This is a genomic window from Candidatus Peregrinibacteria bacterium (assembly GCA_016220175.1).
Lineage (GTDB): Bacteria > Patescibacteriota > Gracilibacteria > CAIRYL01 > CAIRYL01 > JACRHZ01.
The window spans coordinates 1-26,175 of the sequence record JACRHZ010000078.1; the positions used below are offsets into that span (position 1 = coordinate 1).

Genomic DNA, 26,175 nt, shown 5'->3' on the forward strand with positions numbered 1-26,175 from the left:
CAAAGTATCAGAAGAAAAAATCTATGCAGTACAAGAAAAACTCAACGACAGACCAAGAAAATCACTTCGATATCGTACTCCAAATGAAGTCATTTCTGATCTCCTCTAGGGGTGGTGCTTATAATCCTTGAATTTTCCATTCAATCTCGGAATTCTTTGTACTTTGTATTTTGTACTTTGTACTCTCTAGAACCCCATTTCCTGCCGAACTGTATTCACATCCTTCCAAAACTGGGAATCTATTTTTTTATTCTTCTGCACCATATCAATGGAATGCATAACGGAAGTATGATCTCGATTTCCAAAATATGTTCCAATGCGCTGAAGAGAAAATTTGAGATATTTTTTACAGAGAAACATGGCGACTTGGCGCGGAACAACATATTCTCGACTTCGAGATTTTCCGAGGACGTCGCTTTTTGTCACGGAATAGAAATCACTAATTCTTTCCACCACTTCTTCCATAGTTCGGACGTTCGATGGAGGAGGATTTTTTTCTTCGTCGTATCCAACAATATCCTGATCTTTATAGAGTTTTCTCAAAATTTTCGCCACCGAGGCAACGGTTGGGTGAACGCCTTCGAATTCCTCTTGTGCCTTCACCTGCTTTAAAACTCCTTCGAGCTCCCGAACCGAGTGATGGACATTGTAGGCAATAAAATTGAGAATTTCATTTTCGAGGAGAATAGACTGCTCTTGCGCCTTATTTTGAAGAATCGCGAGTCGCGTTTCATAATCCGGAAAATGCACATCAACCACCATTCCCATCGCAAATCTGCTCTTCAAGCGATCTTCCGTAAGCTCGAGTTCTGAAGGCGGACGATCGGAAGAAATAATAATTTGTTTTCCGGCATCGTAGAGATCATTAAATAGATGAAAAAAGATTTCCTGACTCCGATCTTTCCCCGCAAAAAATTGAATATCATCGAGAATGAGGATATCAACTTTTCGATATTTTTGACGCATTTGCTCCATCTTTCTTTTTTGGAGCGCGTCTACGATCTCATTCACAAAATTTTCTGCCGTGAGGTAAAGCACAACTTTATTCGGGTGTTTCTTCATAATTTCATTTCCAGTTCCCTGAAGAAGATGCGTTTTCCCAAGTCCTACTCCTCCGTAAATAAAGAGTGGATTATATTCTCCTCCGGGAGCTCCAGAAACGGCTTTACAGGCTGCAAATGTTATTCTGTTCTCTGATCCAACAACAAAATTTTGAAGTAAATATTTTGGTTGAATCATTTTGCTCACGATTTCATTATCAATTTTTACCTCAGCACGATTGGGAAGTTTCCGAATTTTTGTTTTTTCAGATGGAAAAAGCTCAAGAACATTCACTGCCCGTTCATCCTTTTCATCCTCTAATTTTCCATCAACTTGAAATTCCACTGAAGTTGCACTTTGAAAAAACTTTTGAGCCGCTTGCAGTATTTTTTTTGCTGAATTCTGAACATGCCAAGAACGAAAAAACTCACGAGGAATACCAATCGTAATAACGCCTGATTCACAAGAAAGAAGCGCGGTTCGCTGAAACCATGTGATCATATTCGCCCGACTAATTTCTTCGGAAAGCGTATGTAAAATAGCTTCCCATGTTTCTCTGAGGTCCATAGTAAAATCCGTTGGGGCTTGGAGAGTAGCAGAAAGTTGGAAACAAGAAAAGAGTATGTGTTCATTTCACGGTTTTTCCCTTTTTTATCCTCTTTGAAGCCCTTCTCTTTGGGATTTTTTGAACAATAAAGGCAACTTTTTCTTTAAAACTTTTCTTTTTCTTATGGTGGAGAAATTGAAATTTCAAAATGAAAATAATAGTCAGAAGGATAGCAACAATGAGAATGAGAAATATATTTAAAGGATTTAAGGAAGAACAGATTGGGGATGTTTGATTTTGATTCGATGACTCCTGATTCGGACAATTTATTATTTCCTTTTGAAGGATTCCTTCTGTCGGAATAATTGAAAATTCTCCTGAAGCGGCAGTGCTATTTGATGCCTTATCAAACGCGTCTATAGTGATGGTATGGCTTCCAACCGATTGTTTTGGAAGGACGAATGGTTTCTCTGGATCTATTTCTTCAGGACTTATGGTAAGAACATCTCCGCCATCAATGGAAAGTTCATAATGGTCAATTCCAGAAGTGGCGTCAGTTGTGCTAAAAATGACCAGTGTGTAGGGATTTATACTGGCTCCTCCTTCGGGAAAAGTGAGAGAAAACGGAAGTGGTGGTGTTTTATCGATTTGGATTTTAAAATGTCCTGTTGGTCCCCATCCCTGATCATTCTTGTATCTGGCATGAAAATACCAAATTCCATCTTCAAGATTTTTATAACTCTCAGAAGCAATTACTTTTTCCGAAATCGCGTCGACTTCACTGTTCGGAATATGATCCATGGCATAGCTCATTCCCGTTGCTTCAGGGAGATGATTGATATTGAGTACAATAGGATCTTCTGCCCGTGAAGACCATGGATTTTGCTCTGGCTTATTTGGGGAAGTAATGATTGGAGCTGGTGGTTTTTCTGGAGGAGGTTCGGTCACCGTAAAAGAAGCACTCCCGAGTCCGCTCAAAATATTCGTTCCTTGCCCATCATTCGCGAGAACGAGACCAGAAGCAAAACTTACTGTTCCATTTCCGGCAGAGACGGCTTTCCCAGAAATTGTCAGAATTTTCCCCGAGCCACCAGTGTAGCCCGGATTTAAGACCACGCCTTCGTATGAAACAGTATTTCCTGAAAAGGAAGGTTCCCGTGCCCACAAGTTCATAATCGAACCACTTTTGGACACGCTCGTCACTTGGAGGACATCAGGAAATTGTATCGTTCCTGAAGCAGCATTCATAGCCTGATCACTACTCGAAACAAAGACCGAAACAGAAAAAGTTTGCCCAATAACATACGTCCCTGAACTCGGTGAAAGCGAAAGACTTGCGGCAGAAGCAGATCCTGCTCCAGAGAAAACCGCCATTCCCAAGAGAATTCCGAACAGAACAAGATGATGTGCGAGTCTTTTTGGTTTTTTTTGGAACATTGCCCACATCACAAAAGTCAAAAATCCTACTCCCAGAAATATAGCCCATATCACTGGATTTTGATACCAGAAAAGTTTGTGAGAACTTGGTAAAAATGCAATTCTCTCATTTGCCGCCTTATCTACTGCTTTCACAGAAATATCACTCGTAAGATCTTGGTTTTGGAGGAGATAGGGGCTTTCAGTTTCTACAAAGGCAGCTTTACCAAAAGAAGTACTTTCCTTCACTTCATAATGATCAATCCCCGAATTCTTATCTTGAGTCGCGAAAACGAGGAACCATTTCCCTTCAAAAAGTGATGGATCCTCACTGATTTCTGGAGTGAAAATTTCGGGAGGATCAACATCAAAAGGAGGAAAGTATGGAATAATGGATATTTCTTCAGAAACATTGAGAAGCAGAGGGGCTACTCTGATCTTTGTTTCGGAACCTTCTCCATTATTGAGAAGAACTCGTTCATCTTTTGTGGTGATATTGATATTTCCAACATCTTTCGCTTCGAAAACGAAAGAGAAGAGATATCCTCTTGGCGTATTTACTCCACCTGGAACAATCCCACTAAATTGGACTTCACAAAAATTTTCGCATTTTTCTGGAACAGTTGGAGAAAGAATCCAAAAATTGATGAGAGAATCGCCATCCAGAATTTTTTGGAGCTGCAGAGAAGGCGGATATTCCACTTTCCCTTCAATTGCGTTGATGACTTCGCCTTCAGTATTCAGAAAAACTCCCACCTCAAAAATTTGGTTCTTTCCAATATTTTGAGACTGAGTCCCAAAGAAAAACTCACTGGCGGCAACAGGAGAAAAAAAGGAAAAAAATAAAATTAACACAAAAATTCCTTTTGCAAATATTTTTTGATACCGTGCGACGTTCAAAGAAAATTCCATATGGAGCTTAAAAATTAGAAATTAAGATTTATTTGGAAATTAAAAATTCCTGAAATTGCACTAATTCGTAAACAATTATGAAAAAAATCATCCCGTCCAGTAAAAAGCCATGATACTGAAATCCACGAGATCGACCTTCCCGTCGCCATTCAATTCCATTTCTTCGATCTGGAGAAACTCTCCATCGACTGTTCTCCCATACCAAAAACCAGTAATAGAAAAATCGACGAGGTTTACTTTTCCGTCGCAATTCACGTCTGCTTTGCCACATGTTTCCTCTTCTTTCGGAAGAGTTTTGTCCCCAACGAAAAAACTTACTGATTTCCCAAAAGGCGTTACTTCCTGTTTCAGACGAGCTTTTGCTTTCGTCAGATGCTCACCCTCCTCTAGGACAGACGTATCAAAATCATAGAGATATACTCCTGAGTTATCCGAAACTGTACTTTCTAAAAAAGGTTCGTCAGAGTTTACTGCAATAGTGATTTTTGCGTTCGGGATGCTCTGACCAAATATGGCGATATCTTCACCTTTCTCTACTTCGGACTTATCCATGCTGATAGTTGGGGAAAGAAAAATTCCAGAAATGGTGGTAGCGGCGCCGGCGTTGATGCTCATAGAAAACGTAAATGGTTCGGAAAGAAGTCCTTTACTATCTTCTGTAAAGATAGAAAAATTATAAGTTCCCGCAGAAATTCTGAGGAGTGAAACGGAAAATTCTCCGTTAGGACCAGCAATACTCATGATCGCTTTTTGTCCGTCTTTGAGAACAGTAACTCTGCTGAGTGGATATGCTCGTCCGAGAAAAATGACTCCAGTAGAAATATCATTTGCATTTGGATTCGGATTTGTTGGATTTGAAGGAGTGGAAGGCACGGTACTACTGCTACTTCCACCACCTCCACTTCCACCAGAAGCCGGTGGAATCTGTGGCGGCTGAACTGGCGCTACTGGAGCGCCAGAAACTTCTGCTGATTCCGAAAGACTTTCTCCGCCTGCCTGAGCTCTTACAATAAAATAATAAGTCGTTCCATTGGTGAGATTACTTTTCACAAAAGCTACAACATTTCCCACCGATTCAAAAGTGTATGGACCGCCAGGATTTGTTGCAATTCCCACGAGATAATTACTCACGTTTCCGAGTGTTCCCGTTGAAGGAGACCATGCCAGAGAAACACTTCCATTTCCCGGAGTTGCAGTAATGACCGAAGATGATGCTGTGGGGAAAAAGAGGAAACCTGTTCTTTGAACAAATGTTTCACTTGTTGCTTCACCGGAAGGGAGTTGTCCTGAACTGCTAAAATACTGGAAAGTTTCTGTACTTGACCTTCCTCCTTCGAGAGCGACTACTGAATCCTTTAGAACAAAACTCGGACTCAAATATTCATCTGCTCTTACTGCTACAGAAGTCGCTAAGACAAAAGTTATTAGAAAAAAGCACGAAAGAATGATGGAGTATTTCCGAATGCTCATTATTTCTCAAAATTTTTAAGCAAAATTTTCACCGCTGAATGAGGATCTACTCTTTTGGTGGCGTTACTTTATCCGTTGGCACATTTCCATCAGGCGTAACAGGAGTCTTGGACGCTGCATCTCCAATATTCACTGGAGCCACTTCTACAATTTTTTTTGCTGATGGATCATAGAGGTATGCTTTTTTTGCTGCTTGATAAATGAGGACTTTAAATCCTTCTTTTGCATTCGCAAAGAATGTTTGTTCTTTGAGAGCTTCCGGCTTCGTCACGGTGGCGATGACGGGGTCTTCACCTGCCGGGAGAACAATAACTTTTCCTACTTCTACCACCAATGCTTTTAATTCTTCTTGTGCAACTTTTTGAGGATTCGTTTTCAGTTCAGAAAGTTGTTTTTGAAAATAGACATTGAAGCCAATGCTTCCAGCAAGAAGGACAAAAACTAAAAAGAGGGAAAATTTTTTCATAGACTTTTTTTTATAAAAAAAGAAATGTTCGGTGCAAATTTAGCACCCGTTCATTTTCTTCACAAGACAAATTAAAACGAAGAGCTAAAAGCGAATAGCGAAAAATTAAGAGCAAAGAAGCGCAGAAAAATCTATTTCCCGATTTTAGTTCTTAGCTTCTAGCTCTTCACTTAGAGCTCTGGAGATTCAGCAGGAGGAGATGTAAACGGAGTTTCAGGTTCGAGCATTGGAGGAACTGGCTCTTCAGTCGGAACTTCCGATTCCACTGGCGACGTTTCCTCAACTGGAATTTCGGGAGGAATGTTCGGTGAAGACGAGAGAAGATTTTCATTTTCTAATTGCGGAGGTTCGGATGGAGTACTCGGTTCTCCTTCAGGAATTTCAGGAGGTGATTCCTCTGAAGAAACTGGTGGTGGTTCGGTTGTTTCTGGAGGCTGAGAAGGAGGTACTTCCTGCGGATGTTCGCTCTCGAGAGTCACCTCCCCAGAAGTGACCTCATCTTCGGGCGGAGGTTCACTCGCGTTTGCATAAGTTTCTTCGCTCATTTCCGTTCGCGCATTTTTTACTGCGAGGGCAATCCAGCTGAACCGAACATCAGAAGTTGTTGGTTTATTCAGAAGTATCGTAAATCCTTTGGAATGTATTCGAGTTACGATAAATCGGAGATCGCTCGTGAGGAGCATCTGTTCCAATGTTTCTTGAAGCGCATGATCTTCAGTGTCGGTCATCGCGATAGATGCCGTAACTACCGGCGGATCCAAATATTCTTTTTCAAAGGGTATTTCTACTTGAGAAGCGTCCTTCTGAATAACGGCGAATCCAGCAGTATCTGCATTGAAATATGGTCGTCCAATAAGGTTTGTATCGGTCATCAGATTCAAGAAATCCCCAATACCACTAATCGTATTCACTACAAGACCGCCAGAAAGAGTCGTATTTCCCGTTACCGATAAACTCTGAGAAACGGAGAGTTCACTCAAATTCACTCCAGTTCCATTTTCCAAAGCAGTAATACGTGATTCGAGTCCATCTAACCTCAGTGACTCTGCATCGAAATTTGTTTGCAATGTCGTAGTTGTCTCACTCAGCGTTGTGAGTCCCTCGATAGTGGCAAAATTTGGCGTTTGAAATTCCAGCGCGGTAATTCTCGTATCGAGTCCTACTGATGTGTCACTCAGACCTTGAATAAGCGTCGCGAGAGATTCCACACTTTCTGGAGTCGCCCATGTTTGGTATGAGGTCAGACCGTCAACGGTACTCGATATTTTCGAAATCTTTTCCGTAATAATTTCCAGACCATCAATGGATTTCGCGCTCACTTTTTCTGCGGTTACTTCTCCAGCGAAAAAGGCATTTCCAAGAGCATCGAAAGTAATAACCGGTGTTCTTGTTTCATTATTTGGTGAATCATCTGCAGAAGAAGTGAGAGATGCAATGATCAATTTTCCTTCAGGGCCGAGTCCTATGGTCAAGTCCGTTCCAGTCGCAGTTGAAAGAAGGTCAGTTGCTACTTCTCCTGCCAAAACTTTTGGGGTTATGACTTCAAGTCCCGCCACAACGCGGTCTGCCGTTATTTCTGAAAGAGCCGTATCTTCGGTATATTTTAGTCTCTCATTAACAATGTAATCCAATATTGATGTGCTCGTATTGGTTCTTTCGTCTGCATTGAGGATCCCCTCTTCAGATCCGGAAATAAGATCTGGAACTGATGTACCATTATAGTAGGATGTTTTCACAAAAGTGAGAACCTTCCCAACTCCCTCTCCGTCATATGATTCCATAGCGAGTCCAATGATAGCTCCTGCTTTTGTTGCTTTCATGGCAATACCGGGCTCAGAAGAAGACGTTAAGGGATCTCCGGAATTTATTGGTCCGTTTTCTGTGTTTACTTTCACCGGAATACGTCCTGCTAAAGCTACCGGATATTGCCAACCCTCACCAAAGCCGATGGCGTCATCGAGTACGATGGCAGGATCTGTGGAAATTGCTCCAATGAGTTGAGGGTCATAGGGCTTGCTGGATTTTTGAATTCCGGCAGGTAGGCTTGGGTCATGTGTTACGATATCTCCGGCTTCGATGTGTAAATCCTTGCTGTAATAATTTTCCGCATAGTCAGCGACATTGCGTCCTTCACACCAACCATGAGAGCCAGCGAGGAAGGTGCTGGCGGAGGTTAAGAATGCTACGCTTGTAATTTGGGCCGCAGTGTTATGCCAACTTCCGCTTCCAAAGAAGTTGTCAGGACCAGTTGATGCGTCCGTACGATTTGCCCTCATCCACATACTCTTATCTGCATCAGAGAAGTTGGCTACTTGAATTTGTCCGTGCCAAGACTCCGTATCGGTGGTATCAAGCACGATCTGAGCTTGCGCAAGACCTTGTGTTTCAACGAAGGCAGTGGCGATATTATAGTTGAGTTGGTAATCATAGTTATTCCCAGAATCGCCGTTAAATCGGAGATAGGTTATTGCAGTAGCAGTATTCCCCTTCGTTGACACATAGCAATTCATAAATTCCCTGGCCGCAACATTGAGAGTAATAGTATTAGCGGCGCCACCTAATGTACTTTCCGCTAAAAGATCCATATGACCAGCACCGCAACCTGTACAAGATGCAACCGTGAGAACACCCGCGTTGGTAATACTCCATTGATCTCCAGTGATAGCGACATCATCGAGCGCCGATCCGATGTTAATAGTATCTTTTGTGGTGTTATCAGTCCCGATATTAAATGTGTTTCCCGCAGTGCCCGTACCGATGGCGATTGTTTTCGCATTGTTTCCGGTTCCCAAATTTACATTTCCTGTCGTGCCGGAATCGAGAGTGAGAGCATTGGTCGTTGCGGATTTAATGGTAAGAGCTCCAGAATCAGCGATATTGTTGGTAGTAAAGGTCAGAGAACCGAGAACACTGCCGGATGCAAAAGTAGGAGTAGAAGTCGTTAAAACATTTTGATCCATTGCGTAAAGTTCATAAGCGCCTTGACCAGTATTGAGAGTGATACCAGTGATAGCGCCAGCACCAGTTACTTTAAAGACAGAGGAAGGAGTATCAATAAAATCAGTAAACCCACCGCCAGCAGAGATGAAGAGAATCCCATCAGCAATGACATCATCGGCGTCAGAGTTATCAATAGCGAGGAGAGCGGAAGCGACTTGATCGGTATCGGTAACACCATTAGAAAGAGAATCGAGGTAAAGACCATACGTGGTATCATCCACATCAGTAGCATTATCATCCACATTGATCACCAAACCATAAATAGTATCAGCTCCTCCATCTCCCGTATCATCTTGGATGGTGATATTTGCCGCCATCGCTCCAGTGGTGGTAGTTCCAACATTAATATCAAGAGCGCCGTCAGTATTGGTTGAATTCGTAGTGTCACCATCAACAACCAATGACCCTGCTGCCGTAAGGGCAACGATAGTATCCGAGGTAGCGCGGAGTTCAATAGCTTCAGCGGTTCCTACAGCGGCAACTTCTCCATCACCGGCTAAGATATGAACCCCGCCTTGATCGGCAGTGGAGGAAATAGCAATGGCATCGGCGACAGTGGAACCGGAAGAGAGACGAAGTTCCGTTGCCGCACCGACCGTAGTAATATCAAGATCTTCACCACCGGCATCACCGGTGACAGAGATATCGAGACCTCCAGCTGTGGTGGTAAGTTTCATAGCATCAGCGCCAGTGCCAGAGGAGGAGAGGAAGAGTGAAGAGTCAGTAGCGCCAGTAACTTCAAGAGTGAAATCTTCGGCTGGATTATCTGTGACAATAGAGAGAGAAGAAGTGGAACCAGTTGGAGCAACATTGAAGTCCAATTCAGTGGCTTCAATAGCGTTAGCGTTCACACGAATTGCAGTCGTAATATTGGCGGCAGATACATCAATCGCATCCACTACTCCTCCATTTACTCCAGAGGAAGTAATGATGATCGCATCCGTCACGGTCGAGGCAGCGCCTTCGGCGTTGTCGAGGGCGATGAGCGCTTCCGTGGTGGCATCAGCAGCATCATTAATATTGGTAATGACAAGTCCCCGCTGTCCGCCGGCTGCCGTGGAGGCGTTTGTCAAGTCGATATTTATTCCGGCGAGAACATCGCCCGCATGATCTCCGGTTGTGGAGACTGCCAAATTCATTCCATAGTTCGTGTCCGCGGCGGCATCAGCGCCCTGAACAAAAGTAAGAGCGACCCCATCAGTTCCAGACGTGACGGTGGCCTGACCTGAATTGTTGATCGCAACAATGTCCGCTGTGGAAGCGGCGGAAGCGGTAATATTCAGATTTTCGCCCGCCCCGAGGGTGAAGTCCACATCATTCACAAAGGTGGTAAGTCCCGCATCACTGAAAGTGACAAACGCAGTGCCGGCATCCTGAATTTCAAAATCTCCTGCTGAATTTAAGTTTATTTCTACATCTCCACCATCGGCGCTATTAGAGACGATTTCGAGAGGACCGGCAGTTGACGTCGCCAGGGTGGCAAGTTTTAGTAAGTGTTGGTCCCCGACACCGTTGGCGCCTGCAGTGGATTCAGCGATAGTAAAAGCTTTCGAGCCCGCGCTGGTGAGCGCCCAGTCCCATTCAATGGTGTTGTCCGCGTTGAGGAGGGCGGCATCATCACCCGTTGAGTTGGCGAGAAGAGCGTTCAGCGCGGTCGCGCCGCCGGAGTTATCGTCTGCCGCACATGCCCAACCACCAGCATCTGTCCATTCCAAGAGCTGCCCATCAGTACAGCCCTGAAGAAGGGTGAGCCCATCACTTCCAGTTTCAAGACCTGATGCTGATGCAGTCCCACCTGCGCCATCATTTGGAGCGAGCGTAATCGCATCGGCATCAATCATTCCAGTTGCAAGAGTAACGGCAATGTTAGACGAGCCGGCTTCAAGTAGTCCGGAAATATCAGTCGTAGTGGCAGTTAAGAGAATTTCTCCGTCAACAGTGTTGTCAATAGTTTCTCCCTGTTCCAGAACTATATCCGCAACAGTAATATCAGCGCCTGACATATCAATACCATTGGCAAAGGAACCAGCGATAAAGACGATGCCATCATCAACGACATCAGCCGCGGTTGCATCAGAATTGTCTAAAGCAATGAGAGCAGATGCCACTTGATCAGTATCCGCTGCGCCATTATCTAAAGAATCAATATAGAGTCCATAAGTAGTATCATTCACATCAGTGGCATTATCATCGACTTCGATGACCATGCCGTAGAGAGTATCAGCGCCAGCATCTCCATTATCATCCACGAGTTTTAAATTAATACCGGAAGCAGTATTTGTCTGAGTACCGACATCGATATTGAGAACACCAGTCGTTTGAGTCGTATTCGTCGTATCAGCATCAATCGTCGCATCATTTCCAGCGCCAAAGAGGAGAGCGAGATCAGCGAATTGGACAGATGAAGTCGTGAGTACATTTTGATCCATAGAGTAAAGTTCATAAGCGCCTTGACCTGTATTAACTGTTGCGAAAGTAGGAGCAGAAGTCGTGAGGACATTCTGATCCATGCTATAAACTTCCTTCGCACCTTGCCCCGTATCAATAGTTGCACCAGTGATGGCGCCAGCTCCAGTAACTTTAAAGACAGAAGAAGGAGTATCAATAAAATCAGTAAATCCACCGCCAGCAGAGATGAAGAGGATACCATCAGCTATTGCATCATCGGCATCAGAGTTATCAATGGCGAGAAGAGCAGAAGCCACCTGATCAGTATCTGTAACACCATTAGAAAGGGAATCGAGATAAAGACCATACGTGGTATCATCGACATCAGTGGCATTATCATCAACTTCGAGAACCATACCGTAGAGAGTATCAGCGCCAGCATCTCCATTATCATCCACGAGTTTTAAATTAATACCGGAAGCAGTATTTGTCTGAGTACCGACATCGATATTGAGAACACCAGTCGTTTGAGTCGTATTCGTCGTATCGGCATCAATGGTCGCATCATTGCCTGCTCCGAAAAGGAGAGCGAGATCAGCGAATTGTACAGATGAAGTCGTGAGGACATTCTGATCCATAGAGTAAAGTTCATAAGCGCCTTGACCTGTATTAACTGTTGCAAAAGTAGGAGCAGAAGTCGTGAGGACATTCTGATCCATAGAGTAAAGTTCATAAGCGCCTTGACCTGTATTAACTGTTGCGAAAGTAGGTGCGGAAGTCGTGAGCACATTCTGATCCATAGAGTAAAGTTCATAAGCGCCTTGACCTGTATTTACCGTTGCGAATGTAGGCGCGGAAGTTGTAAGAACGTTTTGATCCATGGCGTAAACTTCATACGCTCCTTGACCTGTATTAACTGTTGCAGCAGAGACGCCAAGAACACCAAAATCAACAGTAGTAACTCCCGTAGAAGAAGTAATGGAGACTGTATTTTCCGTATCATCGAGATTAAGAGTTACCCCCTCATCAAAACCGTCTCCCATTCCGAGAAGAGATATAGCTCCATCACCATCATCACTGAGTTTTACACCAGCCGAACCAATGGCAAGAGGAGCATTTACTTCAAACCAATTATTTGCTGTATCATATTTAAATGTTTTGTCGCCATCAGCATCATTAAACGTAAGTGTTGTTCCTTGAGTTCCATCGAATGCGGCACCATCACCAACATCTCCAACGGCTGTTATATCTCCGCTTCCTCCAGGTCCTAAAGCTTCAATTTTATCTCGTACCGCATCTTTAGTCGGAACAGAATTGTCTCCATTCCATCCATTGGCATCATAGACTTCGGTCGGAACGATTACATCTATTGAAGAAAACGTGACATTCGTAACACCAGTCGCAGAAGTTATGGAAACAGTATTTTCTGTATCATCGAGATTCAAACGAAGATCTTCATCAAAGCCATCTCCTGTTCCCGCAATAATGAGCATTCCATCTGCATCAGTATCGAGATTCACACCTGTACTATTTGAATCAATTTGGAAAGAAGCAAATTGAACAGCATCAGAAGTCTGAACATTCTGATTCATATCGTAGAGTTCATTCGCACCTTGTCCAGTGTTGAGAGTGGCAGCCGAAATACCGATAGCTCCAAAATCAACAGTAGTAACACCGGTAGAAGAAGTTATGGAAATAGTGTTTTCGACATCATCGAAGTTAAAAGTTAAATCTTCATCGGTTCCATTTCCCATTCCGAGAAAAGTAAGAGCTCCATCACCATCTCCTGTAAGCTTCACTCCCGCAGTACCGAGAGAGAGTCCAGGAGCTAAAGAAGACAAAATTAAATCCCCATTTGTTAGGACAGGAATTTGATTACCGCTTGCAGATTCTGAGGGAGTGAACCCTCGAACCATAGCTGCATTCAGTGCATAAGGAGAAGAAACGACTCTTTGTCGCGGACTTAGATTTTCAAAATTTACCCCGACACAAGAATTGTTTACTTGAGCCACAACTTCAACGTTCAAAAAAACGCTGTCGTTGTCTTCAAAGTTATACGTAAGAGCATCGTCTCCTGATCCAATATTCACATCAAAAATACCGTTTTTCACATTTACGGTCATTGTTGCAGGAAGCGGATTTACTAGCGGCCAAAGTTTGATATCAGGATCGCCACCAACCGTTGCGTCGCCATAGAGAGAAAAACGGAAACAATAATCTCTCCCAGCAGCACCTCCGAGAAGATTTCCATTGCGATCTAAAATTCTCCCCTGATGATGCAATAATCTTGGAACTCCCTGAGCTGCCTGCGCCTCAGGGATATCCTTCAGCAGAGAAAGAAAAATGAAAGCGGAAGCCAAAATAGCACCAATTTTTTTATTCATTTTTTCGTTTGTGTTTGTTTTTTTTTGTATCGTGTAATTATAGCAGAAATTTTGGCGGAAGAAAAGCGTATTTAATTACGAATGAAGAAAGACGAGTTACGCAAGATATCGTTTTTACCGTAATTCATAACTCGTCTTCCGTAATTTACTGAAATCCTTCTCCAATCAAAAACGTTTCAAAGCTCCTGTCCCGACACGCTTTTGGCTTAAACGTTCTGGATTTTTTGAATTTTCTCTGAAATTCTCCTTTCCAAAATTCCTGAAAATCCTCACCCACGAATATTTTGGTAATGAGATTTCCGCCTGGCTTGAGAAAACGTTTACAAAGCTCCAAAACTCTTTGATTGAGTTCGACACTTTTCCACTGATCGACATCTCTTACCCCCATGGTATTTGGAGCAAGGTCAGAAGTGATGAGATCGACTTTTTCGGGGAAGACTTTCTGAATTTCTGCCGCTACGATATCTGAAAAAATATCTCTTTGGAGAAGGTGAATTTCTGCAATTTCTCCGGGAAATCTCTCAATTTTTTGGAGATCAATTCCGAGAATTTTCCCGTGTTTTCGCATTTTTTCGAGGAGCACTTGAAGGAAACTTCCTGGGGCAGAGCCAAGATCAATCACTTTCGCTTTTTTGGGAAGAAGATGTGGAAATTTTTCGAGAATTTCCTCAAGTTTAAAGGCGGAACGCGCACGAAACCCGCGCTTTTTGGCGAGATGGAAGTAGTGGTCTTGGGGAGAATAGGCCTTCGGCATGGGATTAATTACGAATTACGGATTGAAAGCAAATGAAGTATAATGGGGATTGGGGGAAAGGTCACGAGGCTAAAAAACACTTCGTATAAAAATGAATTAAGCAAAATAATAAAAAACGCAGAGAAAGTTAGTGGTTAAATTGTTAGAACTTTTTGTTGTTGACAAAATAATAAAAATGTTTTAACGTAAATATCACTTATAAAGCCTAAAATGCCTGAAATAATTCAAGATCCATACCAAGGCATAGAGCCCGATAGAATATGGGATCGGATGTTCTCGGGAGAAGTGGGGGGACTTGAGCAAGTCAGCCCGACTACTGGAAAAAAAGGAAATTTTTGGAGCAGTGTGCAGAATGCACTCGAAGATTCAAAAATTTCCAATAGACTTCGTGGTAATGAAATTATTGAATTAGGACCAGGAACTTGTACACGCTTTCGAGACTATTGCGTTGAAAAAGGTGCAAGGGAATATGCAGGGGTTGATCTTTTTACCTCCTCCGATTCAATAGGGCAAGTAATTGGCTCTACTAGAGTCAGAATATTTGGTGATGACGCATATCGCTTTCTCTCCAAGAAATCTTCAGACACTGCAATTATTGCTCAATTTTTATTCCTTGCGAAGGAAATCTTTGAAGGACAATGTAAACGCATTGGCATAGAGCCAAAAACAATAGCTATGGCTCTCTCAAGAGAAATCTATCGCGTTCAGAAACATGGTGAACCTTTTATATCTTTCGGTACCGATGAATTATTTTTAGAACAACTGAAACACGCAGGGTTTGTAGGAGATGATAACGGTATATTCTTCAGAAAAGACTAACTTAAGATCAGCGATTTTTTCGCAACTGGAGCAAGTGTTCCCTGCGGAGCAACTTTTAAGCGAATCTGTCGTCGGAGTCCGTCGACAGAAAAATAATTCGTTTTTCCCAATTTGTAAGCCATTTTTGGGAACAGTGTATTTTACCGAGCTTTGAGATTTTATTCCTGCTCACTACAATGCGCATGATGAATTTTTTCCAAAAATTATGTCCAAAAAAGAAAGTTCCATTGCGCTCTTCAATCAAAAGCAAGTTCGTCGCTATTGGGACGAAGAAAAAGAACTGTGGTACTTCTCAATCATTGATATAATCGAAATTTTAACGGAAAGTGCCAATTCGAGAAAATACTGGAGTGTCCTAAAAGCCAGACTCAAAGAGGAAGGAAGTCAGTTGGCTACAAATTGTAGTCAACTGAAAATGATGTCCTCCGATGGCAAATATTATCTCACTGATGTGGCAGATACAGAAACGCTATTGCGTTTGATCCAATCGATTCCATCACCAAAAGCCGAGCCATTTAAACTCTGGCTTGCTCAAGTAGGATACGAACGAATTGAAGAGCATGAAGATCCCGAGCTTGCTTTTGATCGGGCGATGCGAACATATTTGCAAAAAGGATATTCCAAAGAATGGATTAATCAGCGACTCAAAAGTATTGAAGTCCGAAAAGAGCTTACGGATGAGTGGAGAGAGCGAGGAGTTGAGAAAAAATCAGAATTTGCCATCTTAACGAATGAAATTACCAAAGCATGGGCAGGAAGAAGCGTGAAAGAATACAAAAAATTGAAGAGCCTCAAAAAAGAGAGTTTGCGCGATAACATGACGAATCTTGAACTTGTTTTAAACATGCTCGCGGAAGCAACGACAACAGAAATTTCCAAAGAGAAAAAACCACACAATTTTCATCAAAATACACAGGTTGCGAGAGAAGGCGGACAAATTGCCGGAAATACGAGAAAAGAAATTGAAAAACACACGGGAAAAAGCGTTATTTCTTCAAAAAACATGAAACAATTACGAGATGCTGATATGAAAAAATTAGAAGAGGAAACGTGAAAAATACATAAAAAAACAGCGAAGTGGAAAACACTTCGCCGAGCTGGAGAAGTTATTTTTTCAGAAGTCCTTCTCTCGCAAAATCTCTAAATTCTCTCAAGAATTTCGAGATATTCATCATGACTTATATTGAGTATTCGTAAATTGTTACGAATAACAAAAATTGGCAATTGCCTTTCACGTGGAATAACAACCGGTCTATTAACTCCGGATCTGTCGTAAATTCTATGATCCCCTTTTTCTCTGATGAATTTGCACCCAATAAATAGCAAAAACTTCTCAAATTTTTTCCAAGATATGGGTGTAATTCTGGGCATAACTAAACTGCAAGAGCAAGAGTCTCAATCTCGTTTGATATTTGGACCGGAGGAAACCAATTTTTATTATTCTTCTTCTCCCAACCAAGTTCCAGTAAAACCCGCTCTAATGTTCCTTTTTTCACTAATTCTTCAAAAAGCAGCGTTACCGCCTCGAAAAATCTCGCTTTCGCCTGTTCTAATGATTTTCCCGATGTAGAGAGGTCTAAAGCGTAAGTGTATGCCACATACTGCTTTCCTTCTTTAAAAATTGATACAGGCAGCTTGAATGCAAGTTTTGCTAATTTCATAAATAAATTTTAATTCTGCTGAGAGTATAAATCAAAACAACTCCTGTATCAAGAATTTGAAGGGATCCATGAGAGCAAGTGTACGAAAAAATTGTACTGCTGAAAAATGAATCTTCCATTTTTGGATGACCCAAAAAATTCAGGATCCTACGAATACATGCTGTTTACGATTTACTACATATTTGTATCAGACCCTAAATAACAATTTTCTTCAGAAGCAAAATATATATTGGTTTTCCTTCGGTTGATTCTTCAATGTTTTCTTTCACAAACTCGGTGAAACCCCATCTTTTGTATAAATCTTGTAATTCAGGTTCATGTTTATACGCGCCAATCGTAATTTCTGTAAAAGATTTTTCTTGTACTCGCTTTTCTGCTCGTTGAAAAAGAGCTCTTCCCAATCCTTGTCCTTGAAAGTCTGGATGAATTCGAAAAGCACAAAGATATGCTCTTTTCTTTCCATCCGCCTCATCTGTATCTTGTTTTTTCCAAAAAATATGAATTTCTCCAACAATATTTTCATCTGTTTCCAGAACCAAAAATTCCTGACTTCCCTCTTTAATTCCTTTCTTATATTTTGATTGTATTTTCTTTACCCATTCCTCTTCCCAGCCCCATTCAAGCTTCTTAAAATCTGCAATGATACCTTTTCTGGTATTCATAAAAATAATCTAAAATCTAAAATTTAGAATTCAAAACCCTCCAGCGTCATCGGCATACTTTTCGGAATTCCATTTCCTCTCGGAAATCTCTTCTCCGTTGGATACAACTTCACAATTTCCCAAATCTCCCGTTGATCACCACTCGGAAGTTTTCCGACTTTTCGATTTCGTAAAAATCCTCCAAACGCTTCTGTGAGAAGCTCTGCATCATCTTCGGATTCTGGTCCACGATACAGAAGAATTTTTCCATCAACTTTCACGAACGGAAAAGCGAGTTCAAGGCAGACAGAAAATGAAGCGAATGCGCGAACCGTGACAACATCAAACTGCTCTCGATATTTTTGCTGTTGCCCTAATTCTTCGGCACGACCAACAATTGTCGAGACGTTCTCGATTCCAGATTTTTGCGCAATTTCTTGAGCCGCCTTCATTTTTTTCCCGACGGAATCGAATGGAAAAAACTTCTTTTCAGGAAAAACTATCGCGAGCGGAAATGCGGGAAATCCACCGCCAGAACCAAGGTCGAGAATTTTTGCATCGGAATCAGAAATGAATTCTGCTCCGAGAAGCGCATCATAAAAATGTTTTTCCCAAATCCCCTGCTCATCGCGAATGGCGGAAAGATTTAATTCTGAATTCTTTTGAACAAAATTTGTATACAAATTTTGGAATGAGGTGAACTCATTTTTCGTGAGTTTTCGAAAAGCAGAATCAAGGAAATTTGGAGATAATTTAAAATTCAAAATTTAAAATTTAAAATCTTATAAAGTCCATATCAATTCGCACCGAATCGAACTACATCTTCTCTAAACATTCTCCCCTTTTCTTCGAAATTTTTGAACTGATTATAACTCGGTGATGCCGGAGAAAGTACGCATACTTTTCCTGACGGAGTCACTTCATACGCCTTTTGAACAGCATCAGAAAGAGTATCACTCCAAGTTATATTCGGAGAAAAATCACGAACAGAATTTTTTATTTCATCCGCAATTCGTTTTCCGGTGTCCGGCATGAGAATGACATTTGGAACTTTTCGCGCGAGAATTTCTTTTGTGAGCTCAGAAAATTTGAGTCCGCGATCATATCCTCCGAGAATAAGCGTTCCGAGATCATTTCCAAATGCAGAAATCGCGGCAATTGCGGATTCTGGAGTTGTGGAAATCGCATCATCAAAAAATCGAATTTTTCGAAATTCTCCGATAAATTCGAGACGGTGTTCAAGCCCTTTAAATTCCTTCACTGCAGCTTGAATAACTGAATTTTCAACATCGAATAATTTTGCCACGGCAATGCAGAGGAGAATGTTTTCGAGATTATGCGTTCCGAGAATGCGAACATCAGAAATCCGCAATATATTTTCCGAATTATGAATGAGATTTCCATCTTGGATAAGACTCGATTTTCCATCGTTTGTCGGAAGGACTCGACAAGAAAGTTTCTCCACAAATTTTCGAATTTTTTCAAATTTGGCATTGTACACAAGAATGTCATCAGATTTCATATTCGCGCATATTCCCATCTTCGCCGCAAAGTACGCTTCTTCACTTCCGTGATAATCGAGATGTTCTGGAAAAAAACTCGTAATAACTCCAATTTTTGGCGGAATTTCGAGATCTTCGAGCTGATAACTGGAAAGTTCAAAAATATATATTTTGTTCTCAGAATCAGTCTTCAAAAATTCCAAAGCGGGTTTCCCGACATTTCCCACAAGCTCGACATTTTTTCCAGCTTTCTTGAGTATGCGAAAAATGAGCGTCGCAGTGGTGCTTTTCCCTTTGGATCCCGTAACGCCAATAATTTCTCCTTTCGCTTCAGAAAAAAATATATTCGTCGCACTTGTGAACTGAATGCCATTTTGAATCGCTTTTTCAATTTCTGGAATTCTTCTCGTGATTCCGGGAGATTTGATCACTATGTCATATTCTTCAAAATGTCGGAGATGCTCGTCACCGAAATATAATTCCACATTTTGTTCCTGAAGAAGTAATTGAGCGGCTTTGGAATGATCTTTTAATAATTTTTTGTCCGCAATTCCAATTCGCATATCTCTATACTTTTCTCGAAGAAACTCAAAAGTTGCCATTCCTTCTTTTCCGAAACCGAGAATGAGCACTTTACTGCCAGAAAATTCTGTGGATTTCATGGAGGGGGAATCAAGAATTAGGAATTAGGGGAAAGTTCATGAATGCTCAAAATTTCTTGTTTGAGTTTCTTCTTTTCATTTTCTGATATCTGAACTTCTTTCTGAAACATTTTCATCGCGATATCATTGTCATATTCACCTTTTTCTTGAATGAGAACAAATGCTAATTTCGATTCCTCTGGAATTCCCACACACTCAAATGGCTTGTGATCAGAAATTCCGAGAAGTTCTCGAAAAGTTGGCAGAAGTTTTTCATCAGCGAAAAGATTTTTTCCAAACGTTTCGATCATGATCTTTTTTGGAAGAAACGGCGCCAAAATTAGAAATGTAAAAGCGCATTTTGGACATTCTCCACACCAGAGTTTTGATGATTCCTTTTTTTGAATTGAGAAATTCCGATTACAGCTCGTAAATACTTTCAAATATTCTGGTTTTTTTTGGACAATTTCCGCGAACATTTTTGCAATTTTGATTTCATAATACGGTCTGAGCAGGCTGTATATGCGAAGATCTGGTGATAAAAAATTTCGCACGTATTCCATAAAATTCTCTTCAAATTCTTTACTTTTAGAATATTGATGATTAATTTCGAGCTCATGAAATGTAAGATTTCCATAATTCGCGCTTCTTTCGAGCGAAAGTACGCTATTTTTATATCCATACAAAACTGAAGTTGTGAGGAGGAGAAATGAGATGTACGCAGTAATCGGCACATGACCATTATATGCGCCATTTTTATTCATCTCGAAAAGCTTAGGAGAAAGCTCGCGTTTTACGAGAATTCTCGGTTTTCCAATAATTTTTGATGTTTCCGCAATTGGACCATGATCCTCTAAACTGAACAGTCTAAAATCTTCGTTACGACTGAGAAGAAGCTCAGCAGAAACAATCGAATCTTTTCCTCCTCCCATCGGCAACAATGTCTTTTCTGGAAGTGAAAGCGAAATTGGCGCAATCGGCTCAGAAATAGAAATGGGAAAATGGATAAGACCCAGAAAATCGATATCGTTTCGATAGAAAAATTCGCCAAGTCCTTTTGTATAGAGCGTATTCCAGAATTCTGCCTGTTTTTCACTCAGTTTTCCGGAATGAATTTCTATTTTTTTCGGCAAATAGGTTTTGTAATAACTCACTCCTCCGATGAGATGGAGATGAAAAAATGTTCGATCAAGAAGGTCTAAATTGACGGTATTCCAATCGATGAGAGAAACATTGAAAATAAGTTTTTCCTCAAAATGAATTTCGTCATCGAGCGAGTACCTGAGAAACAAAATCCCCTTTTCTCGATTAAATTCGTATTCCCGAAAATGAAAAGTAACATGTTGAAAATCCATATTTTGAAGTTTGTCAGAGCACATCTTATCAAAAATTCGTAATTCGTCATTCGTAATTCGTAATTAAGTCTAGATTATGCCAAAATGTCCACGATGTTTCCAGAATACATGATTGATTTGACTCACTTCTCCGAACTTCGCAACCTGCTCAAAAAATATAGTGTTTGGGCAAAAAAGCGCTTAGGACAAAATTTTCTGGTGAATAAATCAGTTTTGGAAAAAATTGTTGAAACTGCGGAAGTTCATGAAGGAGAACTCATTGTGGAAATTGGTCCCGGTCCGGGAGTGCTCACTCAAGCGCTTCTTCTCGCAAAAGCAAAAGTGGAAGCGATTGAAATTGACAGAGAAATTCTTCCAGTGCTGAGAGAAGCGACGAGAAGTTATAGTAAATTTCTCACCATTTTTGAAAAACACATTCTCGATTTTGATCCTCCAAAAGAGCCGTACAAAATTATTTCCAATATTCCGTATCATCTCACTTCCCCAATTCTCCGAAAATTTCTGAGTGAAGTGGAAAATCGTCCCAGCCGAATTGTACTTCTCGTCCAAAAAGAAGTCGCGGAAAAAATATGTGAAAAAGAAGGCCGTGATTCACATTTGTCGCTTATGGTAAAGGTTTTTGGTGTGCCAGAAATTATCCAAATAGTGCGAGCAGAAAGTTTTTTTCCGGTGCCAAAAGTTGATTCCGCAATTTTGAAAATTGAACTTTTTTCTGAACCGAAAATTTCAATTCCTCCGAAAGTGTTTGAGGAAATGCTCTTTCGCGGATTTGCTGAACCAAGAAAAAAAATCCGAAACGTCCTTATGAAAAAGTTTTTGAAAACAAGCGATCAGATTGAAGAAATATTTACAAAATGCAATGTCTCGGGAGACCTTCGGGCTCAGAATCTCTCGATTGAAGATTGGGAGAACTTGGCGAAGGTGTTTTTTGAAGAGTATATTGGGCAAGCAGTAAGCAATAAGCAGTAAGCAATAAGTTTTTTATATTTTTATGGAAATAAGAACATTTGTGGATATTATTGCATGGCAAAAAGCACATAGGTTTGTGCCTGAAATTTATAAACTTACAAAGAAATTCCCAAAAGAAGAACTCTTCTCTCTTACTTCTCAACCAAAAAGATCATCTATTTCTATTCCTGCGAATATTGCCGAGGGGTACAAGAGGAGGGGCAACAAAGATTCGCGACACTTTTATAATATTTCTGAAGCCTCTCTCGAAGAATCAAAGTACTATTTAATTCTCGCAAAAGATCTCAAATACATTAACGAAACAGAATTCAAAGATGTTTTTGAAAAAGCGAATGAAACTGGAAGAATCCTTAATGGTTGGAAGAAATCACAAAAATAATTACTTTCCGCTTATTGCTTATTGCTTACTGCTTACTATGGACACTTCTTCAAAATCCCTCGAGAAATTGGTAGATGATTTCCTGATTTTCTGTGAAATCGGCAAAAATCAAAGCGATAATACCTTGGAAAATTATCGGCGATATCTTCGTCGATTTCTTGATTTTTATGGAAAAGAAAAATCAGCAGAATCTCTTTCTCTAAATGTAATTGAAGAGTATCGACTCTTTCTCTCAAGACAAAAGACGAAATTCGGAGAAAGGCTCTCTGTAAAAACTCAAAGTTATTACCTTATTGCGCTTCGTGCATTTTTGAAATTTCTCCACAAACGTGACATCGATACACTTTCTCCAGAAAAAATTGAACTTCCCAAAATTCCAGAACGGCATATCGATTTTCTTTCGCTCGATGAAATTGAACAAATTTTTAGATCAGCTTTGTCAGAAACAATCATTGGAAAGCGTGATGCCGCAATTTTGGAAACGCTGTATTCTACTGGTCTTCGAGTTTCTGAACTCTGCCACCTGAATCGCGATGAAGTGAATACAAAAACACGAGAATTTGGGGTTCGCGGAAAGGGACGAAAAGTGCGAATTGTCTTTCTGACGGAAAAAGCGGCAACAAAAATTGAGGAGTATTTGAAATGCCGAGATGATAATTGTAAAGCGGCTTTTATCTCCTACTCCAAAAAATCAGGAAAGGAAATCGGCTTGAATCCAAATGATCGCAGACTTTCGCGGAATGTTGTGGAAAATATTGTGCAGAAATACGCAAAACTCGCGGGAATTCTCAAAAAAGTGACGCCGCATACACTTCGGCATTCATTCGCAACAACGCTGCTCCAAAATGGAGCAGATTTGAGATCAGTACAAATGATGCTTGGGCATTCGTCGATTACGACGACGCAGATTTATACGCATGTAACGGATGCACATTTGAAAGAGGTGCATGAGAAATATCACAAATAATTTTAAATTTTAAATTATTTTCATGTCTCAAATTTCTTTCCTATACATTACGACAAAAGATTCTTCTGAAGCCGAAAAAATCGGTCGACATTTTGTGGAATCCAAACTCGCCGCGTGTGTGAATATTTTTCCAAAAATGAAATCGATATACCGATGGAAAGGAAAAATTGCATCGGCTGATGAAGCAGTGCTCATTGTGAAAACGAAAACTGAACTTGTGCCGAAAATTACGGAAGAGGTCAAAAAACTTCATTCATACGAATGCCCCTGCATTGTTTCAATTCCGATTGAAGGAGGAAATGAGGAGTTTTTGAGATGGATTCAAGAATCAATTACGAATGACGAATTACGGCTAAATGAAAAAGGTAAAATGTGAAATGTAAAAAAAATCAAAAATTTCAATGTTTAAAAATTAGAATTTTATACTTATTTTTACATTTTGCCTTTAAAATTTTACATTTTTTCAGAAGTTCACCTTTTGAAAATCGTAATTCGTCATTCGTAATTCGTAATCGCCTCTGGTACAATTCTGGCGCATCACTTCCTACAATGCCCTCCGGCGCTCTCATCTCCTACACCGGCCCGGAAACGTTTCAACTCAGAAATCATGTTCAGAGGATATTTCTCGCTTCCGTAGAGAAATATGGAGAATACAACGTTTCAAAGGTGGAAATTGATCCCAAAGCCACTGATATGAACATGCTCAAAACAATGGTGTTTTCCATTCCATTCTTCGGGACAGGAAAACGTATCATTTTTTTGGAATCTTTCCCCTTTGAATCAAGCGGAAAAAGAAGCGAAGAGGAAAAAGAGAATGAGGAGAAAATTTTAAAAATACTTCAAGAAATTCCGGAAGAAATCGTGGTGATCTGTATTTCCGAAAATCCGGACCGCAGAACAAAGGCATGGAAAGAACTTCAAAAAATTGCAGACAAAGAATCTTCTCAGGAATTTTCTGAACTCAAAGATCAGGAACTTACCGAATGGATTCTGCAAATGATTGCTTCTAAAAAAGGAGAAATCCTTCCCGCAGCAGCAGAATATTTGTGGCAATATTGTGGGACCAACCTTTGGAAACTTTCCAATGAAATTGAAAAACTCATCCTCTTTACCTCAGGAGAGAAGCCTATTTCCGAACGAGATATTGAAAAAGTCTCAGAACCAAGCTTTGAAACGATACAATTTGCCCTTTCAAACGCATTTTCAAGCGGAAAAGAAGAGGAAGTTATTGAAATATTTCATCGGATGATTTTTAACGGTGAAAGCGCCTATGTTGTGCTGTACCGAGATCTCGGCTCTATCATGCGTCAGCTTATTTTAACGAGAGTTGCACTCGATGGGAAAAAATCCGCAGAAGACGTGGGAATAAATCCATTTATATTTCGACATACCCAAAAGACAGCTGCTCTTTTCCCTATGACACACCTCAGAACTATGCACGAAAAACTTATACACATAGATGAGGGAACAAAAACAGGAGCAATTCCTTCTCATGCGGGAAAAGAAGATCATCTTATTTTTGCAGTAGAAAAATGGATTCGCAGCTTCTTTTCCATTAATGAATCATCCCATTCGAAATCTTCCGGATTCGCACGCCCCAATTAATACTGCACTTTTTCTCCCAAAATCTTCTCTCGCTTCGTGCTTGCTCTAAACCCACATCGGTTTCAGGAAGAATTTCGACAATAACTTCAATATTGCCAGTTCTTAAGTCATAAATTTCGATTTGATATCCGTTTAAGTAACGCGAAGAGGGAGGAGAAACCATAGTAAAGGGAAAAGAAGCAATACCACCGTATCCTGCTTCTTTATCGGAATAAACTTCCAAAAAACGGGATATCGTTTTTCCCTTTTAATAAAGCTGTAAAAACAATACCGAAAGTGTTGTCGGAGCTAGACAACACTTTAGCATTTGATATAATGCCCGCTTGAATGGCTTAAGAAAGGGATAGTTGCTTCATTTGTGAAAGCTGGAGGAATTTGCAATTTTTAAAATTTCTCTCCATCATTTATTATTCGGAAAAGATTCCCCTTTTTCATTTTTCCCTCCGGTCATGCTCCGAAGCACGCTGAAAAACATTGGTCTTACAGAAAATGAGATAAAAGTGTACTTGTGCACTCTCTCGCTTGGTCAAACGGCAGCAAGCACTATGGCGAAAAAATGTGGACTCAAACGAACAACAGTGTATTCCGTTATCGATAGCCTCACGAAAAAGGCGTACATCACCTGTTTCCTGAGAAAAAGCATGAAGTTTTATTCCGCACTCGATCCATATGCGCTTATAGAACGTTCAGCGCAAAGAGTCGCTGATGCACAAAGAACACTTCATGAAATGCAAAAATGCCTTCCCCTTCTCAATTCGCTCAAAGAAAAACATCAAAATGTCGCAAAACTTCAGTATTTCGAGGGAGTAAATGGCGTAACTCAAGCATATGAAGACAGTTTGAGTTCTTCGGAAGAAATTTTAGCCTTTGCTTCAGTGGATGATCTTCACGATTATATTCCCGAATATATCAAGGAATACTATGTAAGAAGAGCAGAAAGGGGAATACTCATTCGAGCGATTTTTCCATTTTCGGAAGAAGCATATAAACTCTCTCAAAAAGACAAAGATCACCTCAGAATAACAAAGTTTATCCCGAGAAAAGCGTATGAATTTTGCCCGGAAATCAATATTTATGACGACAAGATTCTCATGGTTTCTCCTCGTCAAAAATTAGCGATTATTGTGAAAAATGAAGACCTCGCCGATGCCATGAAAAAAATACATGCCTTGAGCTGGAAGCAGGCAGAAATTGAGACAGAGAAGATTTTGAAAAAAATAGAATCGGATAAAAAATTATAAAATTCTTCAATTGTTTT

General features: G+C 40.7%; 21 protein-coding genes. 9 read left to right on the forward strand and 12 right to left on the reverse strand.

Going from position 1 to position 26,175, the window contains the following annotated elements; genetic code table 11:
• The coding region (locus HZA38_06530) for an IS30 family transposase (GenBank protein MBI5415136.1) at nucleotides 1–109 on the forward strand (109 nt) is incomplete at its 5' end.
• Between the two features lie 77 nt (nucleotides 110–186).
• On the opposite strand, the gene dnaA is transcribed toward HZA38_06530, so the two are convergent.
• From dnaA to HZA38_06560, 6 genes are all read right to left on the reverse strand, one after another.
• Complete coding sequence (gene dnaA / locus HZA38_06535; protein ID MBI5415137.1) at nucleotides 187–1,608, reverse strand: chromosomal replication initiator protein DnaA; 1,422 nt, start codon at nucleotides 1,606–1,608, stop codon at nucleotides 187–189.
• A gap of 61 nt (nucleotides 1,609–1,669) precedes the next feature.
• Nucleotides 1,670–3,916: a hypothetical protein gene (locus HZA38_06540; GenBank protein MBI5415138.1), complete on the reverse strand. Its 2,247-nt coding sequence runs from the start codon at nucleotides 3,914–3,916 to the stop codon at nucleotides 1,670–1,672.
• Nucleotides 3,917–4,003: 87 nt separating this feature from the next.
• Entirely contained in the window at nucleotides 4,004–5,386 is a 1,383-nt protein-coding gene (locus tag HZA38_06545) for a hypothetical protein (GenBank protein MBI5415139.1), read from the reverse strand.
• Nucleotides 5,387–5,432: 46 nt separating this feature from the next.
• Nucleotides 5,433–5,852, reverse strand: a complete 420-nt coding sequence (locus HZA38_06550) for a hypothetical protein (GenBank protein MBI5415140.1) — start codon at nucleotides 5,850–5,852, stop codon at nucleotides 5,433–5,435.
• Nucleotides 5,853–6,022: 170 nt separating this feature from the next.
• The gene (locus HZA38_06555) at nucleotides 6,023–13,624 is read right to left on the reverse strand and encodes a hypothetical protein (protein MBI5415141.1); all 7,602 of its coding nucleotides are present in this window, start codon (nucleotides 13,622–13,624) and stop codon (nucleotides 6,023–6,025) included.
• A 145-nt stretch (nucleotides 13,625–13,769) separates the two neighbouring features.
• Nucleotides 13,770–14,378: an RlmE family RNA methyltransferase gene (locus HZA38_06560; protein ID MBI5415142.1), complete on the reverse strand. Its 609-nt coding sequence runs from the start codon at nucleotides 14,376–14,378 to the stop codon at nucleotides 13,770–13,772.
• Nucleotides 14,379–14,588: 210 nt separating this feature from the next.
• Here HZA38_06560 and HZA38_06565 point away from each other — a divergent pair, with 210 nt between their 5' ends.
• Both HZA38_06565 and HZA38_06570 read left to right on the forward strand, forming a co-directional pair.
• A complete protein-coding gene (locus HZA38_06565; GenBank protein MBI5415143.1) occupies nucleotides 14,589–15,197 on the forward strand; it encodes a hypothetical protein in 609 nt (202 codons plus the stop codon).
• Between the two features lie 205 nt (nucleotides 15,198–15,402).
• On the forward strand, nucleotides 15,403–16,251 hold the full coding sequence (locus HZA38_06570; protein ID MBI5415144.1) for a Bro-N domain-containing protein: 849 nt from the start codon (nucleotides 15,403–15,405) through the stop codon (nucleotides 16,249–16,251).
• 86 nt (nucleotides 16,252–16,337) lie between these two features.
• Here HZA38_06570 and HZA38_06575 read toward each other — a convergent pair whose 3' ends face one another.
• The 6 genes from HZA38_06575 to HZA38_06600 all read right to left on the reverse strand — a co-directional run bounded on the left by HZA38_06575 (nucleotide 16,338) and on the right by HZA38_06600 (nucleotide 21,021).
• Entirely contained in the window at nucleotides 16,338–16,568 is a 231-nt protein-coding gene (locus HZA38_06575; protein MBI5415145.1) for a type II toxin-antitoxin system HicA family toxin, read from the reverse strand.
• Nucleotides 16,569–16,570: 2 nt separating this feature from the next.
• On the reverse strand, nucleotides 16,571–16,858 hold the full coding sequence (locus HZA38_06580) for a hypothetical protein (protein MBI5415146.1): 288 nt from the start codon (nucleotides 16,856–16,858) through the stop codon (nucleotides 16,571–16,573).
• A 194-nt stretch (nucleotides 16,859–17,052) separates the two neighbouring features.
• Nucleotides 17,053–17,520, reverse strand: coding sequence for a GNAT family N-acetyltransferase (locus HZA38_06585; protein MBI5415147.1), 468 nt, complete (start codon nucleotides 17,518–17,520; stop codon nucleotides 17,053–17,055).
• 23 nt (nucleotides 17,521–17,543) lie between these two features.
• Nucleotides 17,544–18,263: a 16S rRNA (guanine(527)-N(7))-methyltransferase RsmG gene (gene rsmG / locus HZA38_06590; GenBank protein MBI5415148.1), complete on the reverse strand. Its 720-nt coding sequence runs from the start codon at nucleotides 18,261–18,263 to the stop codon at nucleotides 17,544–17,546.
• A gap of 32 nt (nucleotides 18,264–18,295) precedes the next feature.
• A complete protein-coding gene (murD, locus tag HZA38_06595) occupies nucleotides 18,296–19,663 on the reverse strand; it encodes a UDP-N-acetylmuramoyl-L-alanine--D-glutamate ligase (GenBank protein MBI5415149.1) in 1,368 nt (455 codons plus the stop codon).
• A gap of 17 nt (nucleotides 19,664–19,680) precedes the next feature.
• Complete coding sequence (locus HZA38_06600; protein ID MBI5415150.1) at nucleotides 19,681–21,021, reverse strand: endonuclease domain-containing protein; 1,341 nt, start codon at nucleotides 21,019–21,021, stop codon at nucleotides 19,681–19,683.
• A gap of 60 nt (nucleotides 21,022–21,081) precedes the next feature.
• Here HZA38_06600 and rsmA point away from each other — a divergent pair, with 60 nt between their 5' ends.
• The 6 genes from rsmA (at nucleotide 21,082) to HZA38_06630 (ending at nucleotide 26,158) form a co-directional block, all read left to right on the forward strand.
• Nucleotides 21,082–21,966 carry a ribosomal RNA small subunit methyltransferase A gene (gene rsmA, locus HZA38_06605; protein ID MBI5415151.1) on the forward strand — a complete coding sequence of 295 codons (885 nt, stop codon included), beginning with the start codon at nucleotides 21,082–21,084 and terminating at the stop codon, nucleotides 21,964–21,966.
• A 22-nt stretch (nucleotides 21,967–21,988) separates the two neighbouring features.
• Nucleotides 21,989–22,345 (forward strand): four helix bundle protein, encoded by a 357-nt coding sequence (locus HZA38_06610; protein MBI5415152.1) that lies wholly within the window; start codon nucleotides 21,989–21,991, stop codon nucleotides 22,343–22,345.
• A 37-nt stretch (nucleotides 22,346–22,382) separates the two neighbouring features.
• Complete coding sequence (locus HZA38_06615; protein ID MBI5415153.1) at nucleotides 22,383–23,312, forward strand: tyrosine-type recombinase/integrase; 930 nt, start codon at nucleotides 22,383–22,385, stop codon at nucleotides 23,310–23,312.
• 22 nt (nucleotides 23,313–23,334) lie between these two features.
• A complete protein-coding gene (locus HZA38_06620; protein MBI5415154.1) occupies nucleotides 23,335–23,688 on the forward strand; it encodes a divalent-cation tolerance protein CutA in 354 nt (117 codons plus the stop codon).
• Nucleotides 23,689–23,861: 173 nt separating this feature from the next.
• Nucleotides 23,862–24,917, forward strand: coding sequence for a DNA polymerase III subunit delta (gene holA, locus HZA38_06625; protein MBI5415155.1), 1,056 nt, complete (start codon nucleotides 23,862–23,864; stop codon nucleotides 24,915–24,917).
• Nucleotides 24,918–25,366: 449 nt separating this feature from the next.
• Nucleotides 25,367–26,158, forward strand: coding sequence for a hypothetical protein (locus tag HZA38_06630; protein ID MBI5415156.1), 792 nt, complete (start codon nucleotides 25,367–25,369; stop codon nucleotides 26,156–26,158).
• Nucleotides 26,159–26,175: the final 17 nt, after the last annotated feature.

Coding starts and splice junctions, on each gene's coding strand:
- dnaA (MBI5415137.1), bottom strand. CDS start 1,608: ATGGACCTCAGAGAAACATGGGAAGCTATTTTACATACGCTTTCCGAA.
- HZA38_06540 (MBI5415138.1), bottom strand. CDS start 3,916: ATGGAATTTTCTTTGAACGTCGCACGGTATCAAAAAATATTTGCAAAA.
- HZA38_06545 (MBI5415139.1), bottom strand. CDS start 5,386: ATGAGCATTCGGAAATACTCCATCATTCTTTCGTGCTTTTTTCTAATA.
- HZA38_06550 (MBI5415140.1), bottom strand. CDS start 5,852: ATGAAAAAATTTTCCCTCTTTTTAGTTTTTGTCCTTCTTGCTGGAAGC.
- HZA38_06555 (MBI5415141.1), bottom strand. CDS start 13,624: ATGAATAAAAAAATTGGTGCTATTTTGGCTTCCGCTTTCATTTTTCTT.
- HZA38_06560 (MBI5415142.1), bottom strand. CDS start 14,378: ATGCCGAAGGCCTATTCTCCCCAAGACCACTACTTCCATCTCGCCAAA.
- HZA38_06565 (MBI5415143.1), top strand. CDS start 14,589: ATGCCTGAAATAATTCAAGATCCATACCAAGGCATAGAGCCCGATAGA.
- HZA38_06570 (MBI5415144.1), top strand. CDS start 15,403: ATGTCCAAAAAAGAAAGTTCCATTGCGCTCTTCAATCAAAAGCAAGTT.
- HZA38_06575 (MBI5415145.1), bottom strand. CDS start 16,568: ATGCCCAGAATTACACCCATATCTTGGAAAAAATTTGAGAAGTTTTTG.
- HZA38_06580 (MBI5415146.1), bottom strand. CDS start 16,858: ATGAAATTAGCAAAACTTGCATTCAAGCTGCCTGTATCAATTTTTAAA.
- HZA38_06585 (MBI5415147.1), bottom strand. CDS start 17,520: ATGAATACCAGAAAAGGTATCATTGCAGATTTTAAGAAGCTTGAATGG.
- murD (MBI5415149.1), bottom strand. CDS start 19,663: ATGAAATCCACAGAATTTTCTGGCAGTAAAGTGCTCATTCTCGGTTTC.
- HZA38_06600 (MBI5415150.1), bottom strand. CDS start 21,021: ATGTGCTCTGACAAACTTCAAAATATGGATTTTCAACATGTTACTTTT.
- rsmA (MBI5415151.1), top strand. CDS start 21,082: ATGTCCACGATGTTTCCAGAATACATGATTGATTTGACTCACTTCTCC.
- HZA38_06610 (MBI5415152.1), top strand. CDS start 21,989: ATGGAAATAAGAACATTTGTGGATATTATTGCATGGCAAAAAGCACAT.
- HZA38_06615 (MBI5415153.1), top strand. CDS start 22,383: ATGGACACTTCTTCAAAATCCCTCGAGAAATTGGTAGATGATTTCCTG.
- HZA38_06620 (MBI5415154.1), top strand. CDS start 23,335: ATGTCTCAAATTTCTTTCCTATACATTACGACAAAAGATTCTTCTGAA.
- holA (MBI5415155.1), top strand. CDS start 23,862: ATGCCCTCCGGCGCTCTCATCTCCTACACCGGCCCGGAAACGTTTCAA.
- HZA38_06630 (MBI5415156.1), top strand. CDS start 25,367: ATGCTCCGAAGCACGCTGAAAAACATTGGTCTTACAGAAAATGAGATA.